At 69.4% G+C, this 15,054-nt stretch carries 14 protein-coding genes; 7 read left to right on the top strand and 7 right to left on the bottom strand.

Annotated features, from left to right (window positions below):
* Nucleotides 1-102: 102 nt before the first annotated feature.
* Together HL658_RS05305 and HL658_RS05300 are read right to left on the bottom strand one after the other, a co-directional pair.
* Entirely contained in the window at nt 103-1,365 is a 1,263-nt protein-coding gene (locus HL658_RS05305) for a type III PLP-dependent enzyme (protein WP_180280895.1), read from the bottom strand.
* Between the two features lie 462 nt (nt 1,366-1,827).
* Complete coding sequence (locus HL658_RS05300; RefSeq protein ID WP_180280894.1) at nt 1,828-2,046, bottom strand: hypothetical protein; 219 nt, start codon at nt 2,044-2,046, stop codon at nt 1,828-1,830.
* Nucleotides 2,047-2,325: 279 nt separating this feature from the next.
* On the opposite strand from HL658_RS05300, the gene HL658_RS05295 reads away from it, so the two are divergent.
* The 3 genes from HL658_RS05295 to pflA all read left to right on the top strand — a co-directional run bounded on the left by HL658_RS05295 (nt 2,326) and on the right by pflA (nt 6,725).
* Nucleotides 2,326-3,474: an FAD-dependent oxidoreductase gene (locus HL658_RS05295; RefSeq protein WP_180280893.1), complete on the top strand. Its 1,149-nt coding sequence runs from the start codon at nt 2,326-2,328 to the stop codon at nt 3,472-3,474.
* Between the two features lie 159 nt (nt 3,475-3,633).
* A complete protein-coding gene (pflB, locus tag HL658_RS05290; RefSeq protein ID WP_180280892.1) occupies nt 3,634-5,919 on the top strand; it encodes a formate C-acetyltransferase in 2,286 nt (761 codons plus the stop codon).
* A gap of 11 nt (nt 5,920-5,930) precedes the next feature.
* Entirely contained in the window at nt 5,931-6,725 is a 795-nt protein-coding gene (gene pflA, locus HL658_RS05285; RefSeq protein ID WP_180280891.1) for a pyruvate formate-lyase-activating protein, read from the top strand.
* Between the two features lie 14 nt (nt 6,726-6,739).
* On the opposite strand, the gene HL658_RS05280 is transcribed toward pflA, so the two are convergent.
* Nucleotides 6,740-7,513, bottom strand: a complete 774-nt coding sequence (locus tag HL658_RS05280) for a helix-turn-helix transcriptional regulator (protein WP_211109658.1) — start codon at nt 7,511-7,513, stop codon at nt 6,740-6,742.
* Between the two features lie 95 nt (nt 7,514-7,608).
* Here HL658_RS05280 and HL658_RS05275 point away from each other — a divergent pair, with 95 nt between their 5' ends.
* Both HL658_RS05275 and HL658_RS05270 read left to right on the top strand, forming a co-directional pair.
* Nucleotides 7,609-8,373 carry a class I SAM-dependent methyltransferase gene (locus tag HL658_RS05275; protein WP_180280889.1) on the top strand — a complete coding sequence of 255 codons (765 nt, stop codon included), beginning with the start codon at nt 7,609-7,611 and terminating at the stop codon, nt 8,371-8,373.
* A gap of 52 nt (nt 8,374-8,425) precedes the next feature.
* On the top strand, nt 8,426-9,544 hold the full coding sequence (locus HL658_RS05270) for a THUMP domain-containing class I SAM-dependent RNA methyltransferase (protein WP_180280888.1): 1,119 nt from the start codon (nt 8,426-8,428) through the stop codon (nt 9,542-9,544).
* Between the two features lie 15 nt (nt 9,545-9,559).
* Here the strand turns inward: HL658_RS05270 and HL658_RS05265 are convergent, their stop codons facing one another.
* The 3 genes from HL658_RS05265 to HL658_RS05255 all read right to left on the bottom strand — a co-directional run bounded on the left by HL658_RS05265 (nt 9,560) and on the right by HL658_RS05255 (nt 12,018).
* Complete coding sequence (locus HL658_RS05265) at nt 9,560-10,117, bottom strand: hypothetical protein (protein ID WP_180280887.1); 558 nt, start codon at nt 10,115-10,117, stop codon at nt 9,560-9,562.
* Nucleotides 10,114-10,722: a hypothetical protein gene (locus tag HL658_RS05260; protein WP_180280886.1), complete on the bottom strand. Its 609-nt coding sequence runs from the start codon at nt 10,720-10,722 to the stop codon at nt 10,114-10,116. The genes HL658_RS05265 and HL658_RS05260 overlap by 4 nt, the downstream gene beginning before the upstream one ends.
* Nucleotides 10,723-10,878: 156 nt before the next feature.
* Entirely contained in the window at nt 10,879-12,018 is a 1,140-nt protein-coding gene (locus tag HL658_RS05255; RefSeq protein WP_180280885.1) for an acetoin utilization protein AcuC, read from the bottom strand.
* Between the two features lie 77 nt (nt 12,019-12,095).
* Here HL658_RS05255 and HL658_RS05250 point away from each other — a divergent pair, with 77 nt between their 5' ends.
* Nucleotides 12,096-12,827, top strand: a complete 732-nt coding sequence (locus tag HL658_RS05250) for a DUF1194 domain-containing protein (RefSeq protein ID WP_246337330.1) — start codon at nt 12,096-12,098, stop codon at nt 12,825-12,827.
* Between the two features lie 4 nt (nt 12,828-12,831).
* On the opposite strand, the gene HL658_RS37630 is transcribed toward HL658_RS05250, so the two are convergent.
* Nucleotides 12,832-13,872 (bottom strand): calcium-binding protein, encoded by a 1,041-nt coding sequence (locus tag HL658_RS37630; RefSeq protein WP_281378681.1) that lies wholly within the window; start codon nt 13,870-13,872, stop codon nt 12,832-12,834.
* A 398-nt stretch (nt 13,873-14,270) separates the two neighbouring features.
* Between HL658_RS37630 and tpiA the strand changes: the two genes are divergently transcribed.
* Nucleotides 14,271-15,026 carry a triose-phosphate isomerase gene (gene tpiA, locus HL658_RS05240; RefSeq protein WP_180280882.1) on the top strand — a complete coding sequence of 252 codons (756 nt, stop codon included), beginning with the start codon at nt 14,271-14,273 and terminating at the stop codon, nt 15,024-15,026.
* Nucleotides 15,027-15,054 lie beyond the last annotated feature (28 nt).

Here is a 15,054-nt window from a genome sequence, read left to right as displayed (position 1 = left end):
ACGCCTCAACCCGCCACGCCGGCCTTGTCATGGGCTGGCGCGGTGGGCCGGGAAGTCGGTTGGTTCCTTATAGGTTGGACAACCTTGGTACTGGAGCCGTCATCATGCCGCAAGTGCGGCAAGACGGTGGCCGGGGGTTTCGAGCAGCGGCGGGTCGGACACATCGACCAGCTTGGCGTGCTCGAAGCCGTTGAAGGCTGTGCGCAGGCAAGCGCCGTAGGCGCCGAGCTGGCCCAGCTCGATCCAATCGCCGGCCTTTACATCGGACGGCAGATGGAAGGGTCCCTCCATGCGGTCCGCACTGTCGCAGGTCGGGCCGTAGAAGGAAAAGGCGGCCTCCGGCGCGTCCGACCGCCCCTCGAAGGGGCGGACCAGCCGCGCCGGAAAGAGGAAGCCAGGCACGCCGGCATCCGACAGGCTGCCGTAGATGCCGTCGTTGATGTAGAGCACGTCGCCGCGCCGCTTCATCACCTGCACCACCAGCGAGCCGCCGGCCGCCACCAGCGCCCGACCCGGCTCGCACCAGACCCGGCAGCCGGCCGGCAGGTCGAGCGTCGCGATGCCGCGGGCGATGGCGGCCATGAAGTCGTCGAGCGGCGGCGGCGTGACGCCGGGGTAGGACACGGGGAAGCCGCCGCCCACATCCAGCACGTCGATGGCGACGCCGGACTCGGCGATGATGGCGCCGGCGAGCGCGATCGCCCGCTCGTAGGCGGACGGGTCCAGCATCTGCGAACCGACATGGAAGCTGACGCCGACCCGCAGCGCGACCGCACGCGCGGCCCGCAGCAGCTCCACCGCTTCCTCCCGCGCCGCGCCGAACTTGCCGGACAGGTCGTAGACGGCGTTGCCCTTCGGCAGGGCGAGGCGGACGACGAGGCCGAGGTCCGCGGCGTTGCCGGTCTCAGCCAGGATTTTGTCCAGCTCCTCCCGGCTGTCGAGCACGAAGTCGCGCACGCCGTACTGGGCGTAGGCGTCGCGGATCGCTTGCCGGCCCTTGACCGGGTGCATGTAGTGCAGCACGGCTTCCGGGAACATCTGGCGCGCCAGCCGGATCTCGCCGGGCGAGGCCACATCGAAGTGACGCACCCCGCCCTCCCACAGGGCGCGCAGCACCGTGGGCTCGGGGTTGCACTTGACGGCGTAGAGCACGTCGCCACCCACCGCGGCGCCGAAGGCGTCCACGAAGCGGCGGGCGGTGTCGCGCAGGGTGCCGGGGCGGATGCAGTGCATCGGCTCCTCCGGCCGGTAGAGCGCCACGGCCTGATGCACGGACGGGCGGCGGCCGGCCGCGGCGGTGGAGGCCGGGGCGTGGACGTCGCGGCGGAGCGGGGCGACGGCGGAGCGGGTGCGGATGTAGCCCATGACGCGGTCCTCCTGCGGATCGGCCGGGCGGCGCGATCCGTGGTCACACGCCGAGCGAGCGCGCGGACCTGTGGCGCGGAGTCGCATTCGGCGAATTTTGGGGGGATGTGACGAGGAAAGCCGGAGTCGAACGCCCCGCCACGCTCAGAGGCTGTGGCGATGGTTTGCGTCGAGGTCCGGCTGTGGGGCTACGGTCTCATGGCCCCACCGTGGGTAATGGACAACATACTGTGTTCCCTCTCGGGACCGGTCCACGGAATGACCGGCTCTGCCAAAAAGGACGCTGTACGTCGTTGCATAACCACAGAGGGCCATAGGCACGTGCGAAGTGCGTCGTCCGCGAAGAGATACGCCGTTGCGCCGGCAATTCAAGTGAATTTTTGAAGACGGAAATGGCACGGCCCGCGCCGGGGATCACCCGGCGCGGGCCGTGCCGCTCGAAGGGAAGACGCGGTGCCGGGATCAGCAGTCGCCCATGCGGCGGACATGCTTGCTGAGGAAGGCCACCTGCTCACGGGTGAAGCCGGTGCGGTTCAGCTCGGCGTTGCTGATCGGCCGGCCGCCGGACACGGCGCGGTACAGGCGCAGCCCGTCCACCGCGGCGGAGAAGAAGGTCTGCACCGACTGAACCAGGGCGCCGAGGCCGAGGGAGGTGGTGCCGGAGCGGGCGATCGTGGTCATGTCGCAGTCCTCAGGTATTCCGTTCGTACAGATATAGGACAGAGCTGGCGGCTGATCACGCCAAAGCCGGCCTTATTCAGCGCATTTCTGGTACGGCGTTGCGGCATTACCATAATATGACGGAAACTCCGCACGCATGTTTTCAGATTTACGGATCATCCGTTTTACGGAACATCGGCGATTCCTCGCCACCTGTGGGCCATTCGCTCCGCCCCATGGGGCTCGTCCGCGCGGGCGGGTTCGCCTATGATGACGGCGTTGCGCAGAACGGGCGGATCGATGGCGTCGGAACGGACTCTCGTGTTGGTCGGCGGCGGCCACAGCCACGTGCAGGTGCTGCGCGGCTTCGGCGAGCGGCCGGAGCCGGGTGTGCGGCTCACGCTTGTCTCCCGCGATCTCCAGGCGCCCTATTCGGGAATGCTCCCCGGCTTCATCGCCGGCCATTACCGGTTCGGGGAGTGCCACATCGACCTGCACCCCCTCGCCACCTTCGCCGGAGCCACGCTGATCCATGACGAGGTGACGGGCATCGACCGTGCGGCGAAGCGCCTGCGGCTGCGGAACGGCGCCCCCCTGCCCTACGACCTGCTGTCGCTCGACATCGGCTCCACCCCGAAGGCGGAGGATGTGCCCGGTGCGGCCGAACACGCCATCGCCGTCAAGCCGGTGGACCGGCTGGCCGAGCGTTGGGCGCGGCTGGTGGAGGAGGTCCGCGCCGCCGCCGCGCCGCCGACGCTCGTCTTGGTCGGCGGCGGTCCGGCCGGGGTCGAAATGATCCTGGCGATGCAGCACCGGTTCCGGACACTCCTCGGCGACCCGCCGGAGCGGCAGCCGCGCTTCGCATTGGTCACGCGGGGCGGGCTGCTGGAGCGCCACAACCGCTTCGTCCGCGCAGCCTTCCGCCGCGTGCTGGCGCGCCGTAACGTCGCCGTCCACGAGGACGCGGCGGTCGAGCGGGTGGAGGCCGGGTGCCTGCACATTGCCAACGGCCGGCGGATCACCTTCGACACCGCGCTCTGGGCGGTGCAGGCGGGAGCCGCGCCCTGGCTGGCGGGGACCGGTCTCGACCTCGACGCCGGCGGCTTCGTTATCGTCGAAGAGACGTTGCGCTCCACCAACGATCCATGCGTCTTCGCGGCCGGGGATGTCGCCTCAATGCAAGGCCATCCGCGCGAGAAGGCCGGCGTCATCGCCGTGCGCCATGGTCCGCCGCTCGCCGCAAACCTGCGCCGGGCGCTCGCCGGCGAGCCGCTGAGGCCTTTCGTTCCGCAGTCGCAATGGCTGGCGCTGATCAGCACCGGGGACCGCCACGCCGTGGCGTCGCGCGGCTGGCTCTATGCGGAAGGGAATTGGGTCTGGCGCGTCAAGGACGGCATCGACCGCCGCTTCATGCGCCGCTTTCAGGAGCTTCCGCCGCAGACCGGCTGAAATCGTTCGCCTGCCATTCGATGTGGTAATACCAGAAACTGATCCGGATCAAGGCCCTCGCTCCGCGGGAATGATAATCACGTGGGCGGAGCAACAATGGAAACGTTCCATCCGGGGTGCGGCGGTCCGCGCCCCTGCCCGTATGGGGAGGCCTCGATCATGGACACCCTTCTGACCGAACCGCTGGTCCCGGCGACCGACGAATCCACCGCCGCAGCCCCCTGGCGCGGCTTCGCCGCCGGTTCCTGGCAGCGGGAGGTCGATGTCCGCGACTTCATCCTGCGCAACGTCACGCCCTATCACGGCGACGCATCCTTCCTCGCCGGCCCGACCGCCCGCACCCGGGCCCTGTGGTCGAAGGTGGCCGAGCTGCTGAAGGCGGAGCGCGCGTCCAAGGGTGGCGTGCTGGATGTGGACACGGAGACATTCTCGTCCATCACCGCCCACGCTCCGGGCTACATCGACCCGGCGCTGGAACTGATCGTCGGCCTGCAGACCGACAAGCCGCTCAAGCGCGCCATGATGCCGTTCGGCGGCTGGCGGATGGTCAAGGCGGGGCTGGAGGCCTACGGCTTCACCCCGTCGCCGAAACTGGAGGAGGTCTTCCCCTCCCTGCGCAAGACCCACAACGATGGCGTCTTCGACGCCTACAGCGAGGAGTCGCTGCGCTGCCGCAAGTCCGGCGTCATCACCGGTCTGCCCGACGCCTACGGCCGTGGCCGGATCATCGGCGACTACCGCCGCCTGGCGCTCTACGGCGCCGCCCGGCTGACCGCCGACAAGCGGGCGCAGTTCGCCTCCCTGGAGCTGGATCGGTTGGACGAGGAGACGCTGCGCCTGCGCGAGGAGATCACCGAGCAGATCCGCGCGCTGGAGGAACTGGTCACCATGGCCGCGTCCTACGGCTTCGACGTCACCCGCCCCGCCGCCACGGCGCACGAGGCGGTGCAGTGGACCTACCTCGCCTACCTCGCCGCGGTGAAGGAGGCCAACGGGGCGGCCATGTCACTGGGCCGCGTCTCCAGCTTCCTCGACATCTACGTCGAGCGCGACCTGATGGACGGCCGCATCGACGAGAGCATGGCGCAGGAGTTGATCGACCAGTTCGTCATCAAGCTGCGCATGGTGCGTTTTCTCCGCACGCCGGAATATGACCAGCTCTTCTCCGGCGACCCCACCTGGGTCACCGAATGCCTGGGCGGCATGGCGGAGGACGGGCGCACGCTGGTCACCCGCGGCAGCTTCCGCATGCTCAACAGCCTGCGCGACCTCGGCCCGGCGCCCGAACCGAACCTGACCGTTCTGTGGTCGGAACGGTTGCCGGAGGGCTTCAAGCGTTTCTGTACCGAAACGTCGATCCGCACCTGCTCCGTCCAATATGAGAGCGACGAGCTGATGCGGCCCCTGTGGGGAGACGACTACGCCATCGCCTGCTGCGTTTCGGCGATGCGAATCGGCAAGCAGATGCAGTTCTTCGGCGCCCGCGCCAACCTCGCCAAGACGCTGCTCTACGCCATCAATGGCGGCCGCGACGAAGTGACCGGCGAGCAGATCGGCCCGGCGCTCGCCCCCGTCACCGGTGACGTTCTGACCTACGACGCTGTGATGGAAAGCTTCGTTCCGATGATGGAATGGCTGGCCAAGGCGTACATGAACGCGCTGAACACCATCCACTTCATGCACGACAAGTACATGTACGAGCGGCTGGAGATGGCGCTGCACGACCGCGACGTGCTGCGCACCATGGCCTGCGGCATCGCGGGGTTGAGCGTGGTGGCCGACAGCCTGTCGGCGATCCGGCACGCCACGGTGCGGGTGGTGCGCGACGAACGCGGGCTCGCCACCGACTTCGTCGTCGAGGGCGAATACCCCGCCTTCGGCAACAACGACGACCGCGTGGACGCCATCGCCGTGTGGCTGGTGGAGCGCTTCATGGCCGCGCTGCGCAAGCAGAAGGCCTACCGCAACGCCATTCCCACCCAGTCCGTGCTGACCATCACCAGCAACGTCGTCTATGGCAAGAAGACCGGCAACACCCCGGACGGCCGCAAGGCCGGCCAGCCCTTCGCCCCCGGCGCCAACCCCATGCACGGGCGCGACATGAAGGGGGCGGTGGCGTCCATGGCGAGCGTGGCGAAGCTGCCCTACGCCCACGCGCAGGACGGCATCAGCTACACCTTCACCATCGTACCCTCGGCGCTGGGCCCCACCGAGCCGGAGCGGGTCGGGAACCTCGTCGGGCTGCTCGACGGCTACTTCGCGCAGGGCGGCCACCACATCAACGTCAACGTCTTCGACCGGGAGACCCTGGTGCACGCCATGGACCATCCGGAGCTGTACCCGCAGCTCACCATCCGGGTGTCGGGCTATGCCGTGAACTTCATCAAGCTGACGCGCGAGCAGCAGCTCGACGTCATCTCCCGCACCTTCCACGAGAAGCACTGAGCGGACGGACGATGGACTCTCTTGATCCGTGGGGTGTGGCCTGGGCCGCACCCCGCACCGCCGCCCCGGCCACACCGAAGGTTTCCGGCTGGATCCACTCGGTGGAGACCGGGGCGACGGTGGACGGGCCGGGCGTGCGGCATGTGGTGTTCTTCGCCGGCTGCCCGCTGCGCTGCCTCTACTGCCACAACCCCGACACCTGGCACATGCACGACGGCAAGCCGACCACGGCCGCCGACGTGTTGGCCGACATCGCTTCCACCGCCGGTTTCCTGCGCCACGGCCATGGCGGGGTCACGCTGAGCGGCGGGGAGCCGCTGGTCCAGCCGGAGTTCGCCGCCGCCATCCTGCACGGCTGCAAGGATCTCGGCCTGCACACCGCACTCGACACCTCGGGCTTTCTCGGCGCGCACGCCGACGACGCGCTGCTGGCCGACACCGACCTCGTGCTGCTCGACATCAAGGCGTTCAAGGAAAGCACCTACCGCGCGCTCACCGGAGGCGATCTGCGCCCGACGCTGGAGTTCGCCGAGCGGCTGTCATTGATGGGCAAGGCGGTGTGGCTGCGCTACGTGCTGGTTCCCGGCCTCACCGACCGCTTCGACGAGATCGAGGGGTTGGCGGAGTTCACCGCCGGGCTGGAGGTGGTGGAGCGGGTGGACGTGCTGCCCTTCCACCGGCTGGGCGAGCACAAATGGCGGGCCCTGCGCCTGCCCTACCGCCTCGCCCACACCGAACCGCCGGACGAGGCGCTGGTCGAGCGGGTGAAGGGCGTGTTCAGGGCGCAGGGGCTGTCGGCACCGTAACCGGCCACCGGGCTTCAGGCCGGCAACAGCACCACCAGCTTGTGGTCCGGCCGGTCCGACGGGCAGAAGCTGTGCTGGCGGAAGCGCAACGGACGACCATCGGGACCGGCGAAGAGCCGCACACCGCCCTCCCGGTCCAGCACCGTCTGCTCGCTCCAGGCGGCGGCGAAGAGGGGGCTTTCCGTGCGCAGCCCCTCGACCAGCGCCCGCATGCGCGGGTCGTTCAGCGCGTGGCCGTAATCCACGCGGAATTCGGCAAGCAGACGGCGCGCCCGCGCCTCCCAATCCGGGATGAGGCCGCGGGCGGCGGCGTCGAGAAACACGAAGCGCAGCAAATTGCGCGGCAGCCCCTCCCCCAGCCAGCCGCGGAACAGCCGGGCTGCCGGCTCGTTCCAGCAGCTCGCGTTCCAGAACCGGTCGAGCCCGTAGGCCGGGTGCGGCAGCGACACGACCAGGGCGGCGACGGAGGGCGGCGCGTCGTCCGCCGGCTCCGGAGCCGCGGCGTCCGGATCGCGGCGGCCGGCTAGTTCGAACAGATGCGCCCGCTCCGCCCGCGTCAGGGCCAGCGCGCGGGCCAGCCGCCCCAGCGTCTCGGGGGAGGCGCGCACCTCCCGCCCCTGCTCGATCCAGGCGCACCAGGTGGCGCTGATCCCCGCCCGCGCCGCCAGTTCCTCCCGCCGCAGGCCGGGCGTGCGCCGGCGGCGGCCGGCCGGGTTCTCCGGCGAAAGCCGCTCGCGGTGGGCGCGGACGAACGCACCCAAAAGGCGCCGCTGGTCGGGATCGAGCATGGGAACACTTATACCAGGATAACGGCTCATCTTGTACCGGTGTGAGGAGCTGTCATCCTGGCGGCGGAACCACCAGCCAGCCGTCGGAGAAGGCAATGTCCAAGGATCACGAGTCGGTCGTTTCGAACCAGTTCAGCCCGCAGGCGCGGGCCTATGTGGAAAGCCCGGTGCACGCCCGCGGCGAGGATCTGGACGCGCTGGAGGCTCTGGTGCGGGCGAAGCGCCCTAACCACGCTCTGGATCTCGGCACCGGCGGCGGCCACGTCGCCTACCGGCTGGCGGCGCACGCGGCCTCGGTGACCGCCTGCGACCTGTCGGCCGACATGCTGGCCGCGGTGGCGGCGACCGCCGGGGAGCGCGGGTTGACCAACATCCGCACCGTCCAGGCGCCCGTCGAATCCCTGCCCTTCGAGGCCGGTTGCTTCGATTTCCTGGGCTGCCGCTACTCCGCCCATCACTGGCGCGTGCTCGACGCCGGGCTGCGCGAGGCGCGGCGGGTGCTGGCGCCGGGCTCCACCGCGGTGTTCATCGATTCCTACGCTCCAGCCCCCGGTCCGCTCGACACCCACATCCAGGCGGTGGAACTGCTGCGCGACGTGTCGCACAGCCGCAACCCGACCCTGGCCGAGTGGTTGGCCGCGCTGTCGCGCGCCGGCTTCACGGTCGACACCTGTCGCACCTGGAAACTGCGGCTGGACTTCGCGTCCTGGACCGCGCGCATGCGCACGCCGGAGGAGCATGTCGGCATGATCCGGGCGCTCCAGCGCGCCGCGTCGGCGGAGGTGCGGGCGCATTTCGCGATCGAGGAGGACGGGTCCTTCCAGCTCGACGTGATGGCCGTTACCGCCACCGCCGCCTGATCCCGCGGAGAAAGCCGTCGCCGCCGCCCATCCGCCGCGCTAAGAAGGCGGCATGGACACGGACGACGGCCTTTTCGACATCTACGTGGTGACCTTCCCCGGCCTGGAGCACGCGCTGTGCGCGGAGCTGCGGGACCTCGGCTTCACCGACCCGCGGCCCGGCAAGGGCGGCGTCACCGTCCGCGGCGGCTGGCCGGAGGTCTGGCGGATCAATCTGGAGGCGCGCGGCGCCAACCGCGTGCTGGCGCGGGTGGCCGCCTTCCGCGCGTTCCATCTGGCCCAGCTCGACAAACGGGCGCGGCGGGTCGCCTGGGCCGGCATCCTGCGGCCCGACACGCCGTTCCATGTGGAGGCGTCCTGCACCGGCTCGCGCATCTACCACGCCGGTGCCGCCGCCCAGCGCATCGAGCGCGCCATCCGCGAGACGCTGGGCGCTCCGTCGGCGGCGGACGCGGCGGTGCGCATCAAGGCGCGCATCGACGACGACCTCTGCACCATCAGCATCGACACGTCGGGCGAATCCCTGCACAAGCGCGGCCACAAGGAGGCCGTCAACAAGGCTCCGATGCGCGAGACCATGGCCGCCCTGTTCCTGCGCGAGTGCGGCTACGCCGGCACCGAGCCGGTGGTCGATCCCCTCTGCGGCTCCGGCACCTTCGTGATCGAGGCGGCGGAGATCGCCGCGGGGCTGAAGCCAGGCCGCAGCCGGTCCTTCGCCTTCGAGCGGCTCGCCAGCTTCGATGCGGCCGGCTGGGACCGGCTGAAGACCGGGGGGGAACTCCGCAGCCCCGCCCTGCGCTTCACCGGCAGCGACCGCGACGCCGGTGCCGTCGCCATGAGCCGCGCCAACGCGGAGCGGGCCGGTGTGGGCGAATTGACCGACTTCCGCCACCACGCCATCAGCGACCTGATGCCGCCCGAGGGGCCGCCGGGGCTCGTCATCGCCAACCCGCCCTACGGCACGCGCATCGGCACGGCCAAGGAGCTGCGTCCGCTCTACCACGCCTTCGGCGATACGCTGCGCGCGCGCTTTTCCGGGTGGAGGGTCGGGGTGATCACCAGCGATCCGGCACTGGCGGCGGCCACCGGCCTGCCCTTCGGACCGCCGGGGCCGCCCGTCAACCACGGGGGCGTACGGGTAACGCTGTACCGCAGCGGCCCGCTGCCCTGAGCTGTGCCGTCCCGGTCACCCGGCGGCGGCCGGACGAGCGATGCCGGCTGACGGGTCCTTCATCGGCTGCACGGAGCGTACGGTGAAGCCGGGCTTGGCACTGAAGCGGCGTGTGGCGCGCTCGATGGCATCACGTTCGGATTCGGCCCACACCAGATACTCGCGCCCGTTGCGCCAGTCCTGCGCCAGAGGGTGGGAGGCGTCGATCTCCGCGATCTGGCTGTTGACCACCACCACCAGCCAATCCTTGTCGTTGGGGTTGCGGCGGTCGCTGAGGATCAGCAGGCGCGGCCGTTGCTTCAGCTGCGTCGCATCGGCCAGGGCCTGCTGCACCTCGGCCTGCTTCCGCCTCTGCACCGTCAGCTTCTCGACGATCTCGGTGATCTCCTTGTTGATGTTCTCCTCTTCCCTCTTGAGCCGGACGATGGTGCCCTCCAGACGGCCCACGGAGTTCTTGACCGATCGCGCCCGTGCCTGGGCCTGTGACACCGCGGCCTCGACCGCGAGCAACAGATTGCCGAGCCAAGCGGCCAGCGCGACGATTGCCAGAACGATCAGGAAATTGATCATCATGGCTCGGCCGGCTCCCCGGCGGTGGCGGCTTCGGCCACAGCCTTTCGGGCGCGCTCCGCCACGCGTTCGCTCTCCGATGCCTTGACGACGAAATTCTTCGTGTAGCCCAGCTTGAAGGGAAACGCCGTCTCGACCAGCTGTTTCGCCTCCTCGAAATTGTGGGCCCAGACCTCCGCGACGTTGGTTTGGCGCCAGATGGGGTTGACCGGCACCCGGTCGCCCGACGTACGCGCCTTGGCCGACGCCCGTTCGAGCACGAGATTGACCGTGAATTTCTGCAGGCCCGCCTGCGGGTCACCCACCTCGTGCACGTACAGCGGCGGCTGGTCGGCGAGCTCGTTCATCGCCTTCTCCATCTTCCGGATGTCGCTCTCCACCCGGTGGAGATCGGAAGACTGGCGATTGCGGTTGGCGATCAGGCGGTTGACGCGATCCTGCAGATCGTGGGCTTCGGAATGCAGGACGTAGATGCGGTTTTCGAGCTTGTCGATGTTGGCCGAGCGCTCGATCATCGGCGGCAGGAAATCCTTCATCATGACGACCATCGGCACCGCCACCATCATGATGACGGCAATGGCGATCAGAAGGAGGGTGGTGGTCGTCATCTCCGTCCCGCGTCCCGGCGAAACCCGCCGCTCCGATGTGCCGTACCGACTCGGCGCATGATGGATCGTTGGGCATTCCACCGCAATCGTCAACGCGGTTGAATCAGAATTGATCAGAATTCGAAACGGTTGTTGCGAACCGTTGCACGTGCGACATCATCCGCTGAACTGACCGGCGGTGGCAAGCGCGGCAACGCTCCGCACCGCGTCACGCACCACTCCCGGCCGCGGCGTGTCGGCGATGGTCGTGAACCAATGGTCCGGCGGGTTGCGGCCGGCGGCGCGCGACCAGGTGAGCGCGCGCAGCACCGCCCCGGCCGCGGCGGTCGGCGGAACGTCGGGATCGATGCCGTTCAGCGTCGCCCACACCCCGGCCCAGGCCCGACCCACCGACCACGGGTTGTAGCCCCCGCCGCCGACCACCAGCACCCGTTCCGCCAGCCGCGCCACCGCCCCGACCGCGCGCCACAGGGCGCGGTTGGACAGCTCCAGCCGGCTCAGCGGGTCCTCCTGGATCGCGTCGGCCCCGCTCTGGATCACCACCGCTTCCGGCCGGAAGGCTTCACCGAGCGGCAGGATCACGCGGTCGAGCAGGTAATCCATCTCGTTGTCGTTGAAGCCCGGCGGCACCGGCAGGTTGCGCGCCATGCCGCCGGCGCGGTCCTCCACCGGCCCCGTGAAGGGCCAGCGCCCGTCCTCATGCACGGAGATGGTGAGCACCCGGTCGTCGTCGGCGAAGGCGTCCTGCACCCCGTCGCCGTGATGGGCGTCCAGGTCCACATACAGCACCCGGCCAATGCCACCGTCGAGCATCGCCAGGATCGCCAGCACCGGCGCGTTGGTGTAGCAGAAGCCGCTGGCGCGGTCGGGCCGGGCGTGATGGGTGCCGCTGGCCGGGCTGTAGATCACGCCCGGCGCCCCTGCCAGCATGCGCCCCGCCAGGATCGCCGCGCCGGCGCTGACGGCCGGCCGCCGGTACATCTCCGGATAGACCGGATTCTCCAGTTTGCCCAGGTTGTAGCGGGCGCCGGTCTCCGCATCCACGCGCTGCTCCCGCTCGGCGCGGGCGAGTGCCACCAGATAGTCGTCGTGGTGGAAGCGGGCCATCTCCCCGTCCGACGCCTGCGGGCTGTCGCGGTACTGGGCGTCGGGCAGCCATCCCATGGCGCGGCACAGATCCACGCAGGTGCTGACACGCGGGATCGACAGGGGGTGTTTCGGTCCGTAGCTGGATTGCCGGTAGATCTCGTGCCCGATGAACAGTGGCCGCGGTTCCGAATGGATGGTCGACTCCATTTTGTCAGGACACCCCTTGCCGGACGCCACAGTCCGCACTTTACTTGGTTACGTGAACGAACGGAATGGAGCGCCGCATGCGTCCGTTGGTCGTTTCGGTCCTCGTGGCGGCGCTGCCGCTCCTGTCTGCCCCCGCCACCAAGGCCGAGGTTCCGGTCGACCTCGAACTGGTGCTCGCCGTCGATGTCTCCGGCAGCGTGGATGAGGAGGAGGCGAAGCTCCAGCGCAGCGGCTACATCGACGCGCTGCTGAACCCCAAGGTCATCGGCGCCATCCGCTCCGGACCTCTGGGGCGCATCGCCGTCGCCTACATGGAATGGGCGGGCGACCATTACCAGCGGGTGACCGTCGGCTGGACCCTGCTCGACGGCCCGGCCGCCGCACAGTCCTTCGTCGGCTCGCTCGAGGAGGCACCGCTGCGCACAGCGCAATGGACATCCATCAGCGCCGCCATCGACCGCGCGACGACCCTCTTCGACGGCAACGGCTTCGAAGGCACGCGGCGGGTCATCGACGTGTCGGGCGACGGGGTGAACAACCGCGGCCGTGCGGTGCAGGACGCCCGCGACGCAGCGCTGGCCGCCGGCATCACCATCAACGGCCTGCCGATCCTCAACGACCGCCCCAACCCCTGGGGCGGCCCGACGACGCCCAACCTCGACCTCTACTACCGCGACAACGTGATCGGCGGGCCGGGTGCCTTCCTGGTTCCCGCGGTCAGCTTCGAGTCCTTCGCGGACGCGATCCTGTCGAAGCTGCTGCTGGAGATCGCCGGGATCGGCACCGGCACGGTCTACGCCGGCCGGTGAACGTTCACACGAAATAGGCCGCGGTGATGTCGCTCTTGCGCAGGCCGGCGACCAGCACCTGATCGCCGCCACCGAAACTGAAGAAGGCGCCGTCGCTGGCCTGGGTGACCGTGTAGCCCATGCCGTTGACGGCGAGGCGGTCGCCCTCGGCGAAGCTGAAATCCACCACGCGGTCGCTGCCGCAGCCGCGGGCGAAAGCGAAGGTGTCGGCGCCCGCGTTGCCCTTGACGGTGTCGCGACCGGCGTCTCCCCACAGCCAGTCGTTGCCGTTGCCGCCATAGAGCATGTCGTTGCCGGCCCCGCCGTAGAGCTTGTCGTCGCCGTCCTGTCCGCGCAGCGTGTCGTCGCCGTTGCCGCCCTGGAGCGTGTCGAAGCCGCCGAGCCCGGACAGCTCGTCCTTGCCGTCGCCGCCGATGATCAGGTCGGCCCCGACGGTGCCGGTCAGGCTTTCCGACGCGGCGGTGCCCTGCACCGTGTTGATGGCCGGCTGCGACGGCGGCAGGGTGGAGGCGGTGACGATCGCGAAGGTCCGTCCGGTGAGCTGCTCGGCGTACTGGTCGATGGAGAAGAAGCTGTCGAGCGTCACCGCGCCGCCCAGGTCCGACATGATGGTGCCGGTCTGCGTCTGGCTGCCGTAGGTGGCGCCGCCGGCGTACTGGTCGAACATTCCGATCATGTGGCCGTATTCGTGCGCCGCCAGCTCGTCCTGGTAGGACGGGCCCCAATCGGTCTGCAGGTACCAGTCCAGCATGTTGGACGCGCCGTAGCCGCTGTGCACATTCACCTGATAATGCGCGTCGGCACTGTCCACGAAGCTGACGTCGAAGCGGATGCCGAACACGTTGGTGCCGTCCTTCAGGGCGGCCTTGCCGTTCCACACCCGCTCGATCCCCTGCTCCCACACCGCCTGGGTGGCGCCGGGGTTGGCGCCGGTCAGGTCGATGCGGGTGTTGACCATGAAGTTGGACCCGTCGAAGGACAGGTCGTAATTGACGTACCAGGCGTAGCCGCCGTCCGCCCGGGATTCGTAATAGGTGACGGGCATGGACGCCCCTGCGAATTGAGTGCCAGTCCCGCCGCTGTTCGCCGTCGTCGCCATGACACTGCCCCCTTTTGACACCGTCCGCCCTCTATGGGCCGGTTCGACAGGGGTAGGATGGGCGTGCAACCGAGCGAATGTTGTGACCAAAGCCCCTCTTATCCTTAAGAGTAACGAAGCGTAAACCATTTCGCGGATGGTCTGACGAGTGGCCGACCGCCCAAGCCACCCGCCCAAGCCACCCGCCCAAGCCACCCGCCCAAGCCACCCGCCCAAGCCACCCGCCCAAGCCACCCGCCCAAGCCACCCGCCCAAGCCACCCGCCCAAGGCACTTGGTGGAAAATCCGCCCCGCCCTTGCTATGCAGGAGCCGGCAGAACAATCACCCGGAGGACACCCGCGCCATGGCCCAACGCCGCACGCTGATTGCCGGAAACTGGAAGATGAACGGGCGCCGGGCCGACGGGCTGGCGCTGGCGTCGGACCTCGCCGGCCGCCTGAAGGGTGCCGGCGAGGTGCCGTTCGAACTGCTGGTCTGCCCGCCCTTCCCGCTCCTCTTCCCGGTCGGTGAGGCGATCAGCGACAGCCCGCTGCTGCTGGGCGCCCAGGATTGCGCGGTCAAGCAGCATGGCGCGCACACCGGCGACGTCAGCGCCCAGATGCTGGTGGACGCCGGCTGCCGCTTCGTCATCGTCGGCCATTCCGAGCGTCGTCAGGACCACGCCGAGGGCGACGCCCTGATCGCCGCCAAGGCGGCTGCGGCCCACGCGGAGGGGCTGATCGCCATCGTCTGCGTCGGCGAGACGGAGGCGGAGCGCGATGCGGGCCAGGCGAACGCCGTGGTGTCGCGCCAGCTCGCCGGCTCCCTGCCGGCCGGGGCGACGGCCGCCAACACGGTGGTGGCCTACGAGCCGGTCTGGGCGATCGGAACCGGCAAGACCGCCACCCCGCAGGACGTCGCCGACATGCACGCCCACATCCGCGCCGAGCTGGCCGGCAAGGTGGACGCGGCCGACGGCGTGCGCATCCTCTACGGTGGGTCGGTGAAGCCGGGCAACGCGGCCGAGCTGATGGCGGTGCCGAATGTGGATGGGGCGCTGGTCGGAGGCGCCTCGCTGAAAGCGGACGACTTCTGGGCCATCGCCGCGAGTTGCCGCTAGCATATCGGACGCGGGCGGGGTAAAACCC

This window comes from Azospirillum oleiclasticum, from assembly GCF_013423485.1.
Taxonomy (GTDB): Bacteria; Pseudomonadota; Alphaproteobacteria; order Azospirillales; family Azospirillaceae; genus Azospirillum; species Azospirillum oleiclasticum.
This window is presented reverse-complemented; position numbering and strand designations above follow the sequence as displayed.

Excerpts from the sequence above, each read along its gene's own strand:
- HL658_RS37630 (WP_281378681.1), bottom strand. The coding sequence starts at position 13,872 with ATGCCCGTCACCTATTACGAATCCCGGGCGGACGGCGGCTACGCCTGG.
- HL658_RS05280 (WP_211109658.1), bottom strand. The coding sequence starts at position 7,513 with ATGCTCGATCCCGACCAGCGGCGCCTTTTGGGTGCGTTCGTCCGCGCC.
- HL658_RS05275 (WP_180280889.1), top strand. The coding sequence starts at position 7,609 with ATGTCCAAGGATCACGAGTCGGTCGTTTCGAACCAGTTCAGCCCGCAG.
- HL658_RS05300 (WP_180280894.1), bottom strand. The coding sequence starts at position 2,046 with ATGACCACGATCGCCCGCTCCGGCACCACCTCCCTCGGCCTCGGCGCC.
- HL658_RS05255 (WP_180280885.1), bottom strand. The coding sequence starts at position 12,018 with ATGGAGTCGACCATCCATTCGGAACCGCGGCCACTGTTCATCGGGCAC.
- pflB (WP_180280892.1), top strand. The coding sequence starts at position 3,634 with ATGGACACCCTTCTGACCGAACCGCTGGTCCCGGCGACCGACGAATCC.
- HL658_RS05250 (WP_246337330.1), top strand. The coding sequence starts at position 12,096 with ATGCGTCCGTTGGTCGTTTCGGTCCTCGTGGCGGCGCTGCCGCTCCTG.
- HL658_RS05305 (WP_180280895.1), bottom strand. The coding sequence starts at position 1,365 with ATGGGCTACATCCGCACCCGCTCCGCCGTCGCCCCGCTCCGCCGCGAC.
- HL658_RS05295 (WP_180280893.1), top strand. The coding sequence starts at position 2,326 with ATGGCGTCGGAACGGACTCTCGTGTTGGTCGGCGGCGGCCACAGCCAC.
- HL658_RS05270 (WP_180280888.1), top strand. The coding sequence starts at position 8,426 with ATGGACACGGACGACGGCCTTTTCGACATCTACGTGGTGACCTTCCCC.
- tpiA (WP_180280882.1), top strand. The coding sequence starts at position 14,271 with ATGGCCCAACGCCGCACGCTGATTGCCGGAAACTGGAAGATGAACGGG.
- pflA (WP_180280891.1), top strand. The coding sequence starts at position 5,931 with ATGGACTCTCTTGATCCGTGGGGTGTGGCCTGGGCCGCACCCCGCACC.
- HL658_RS05260 (WP_180280886.1), bottom strand. The coding sequence starts at position 10,722 with ATGACGACCACCACCCTCCTTCTGATCGCCATTGCCGTCATCATGATG.
- HL658_RS05265 (WP_180280887.1), bottom strand. The coding sequence starts at position 10,117 with ATGATGATCAATTTCCTGATCGTTCTGGCAATCGTCGCGCTGGCCGCT.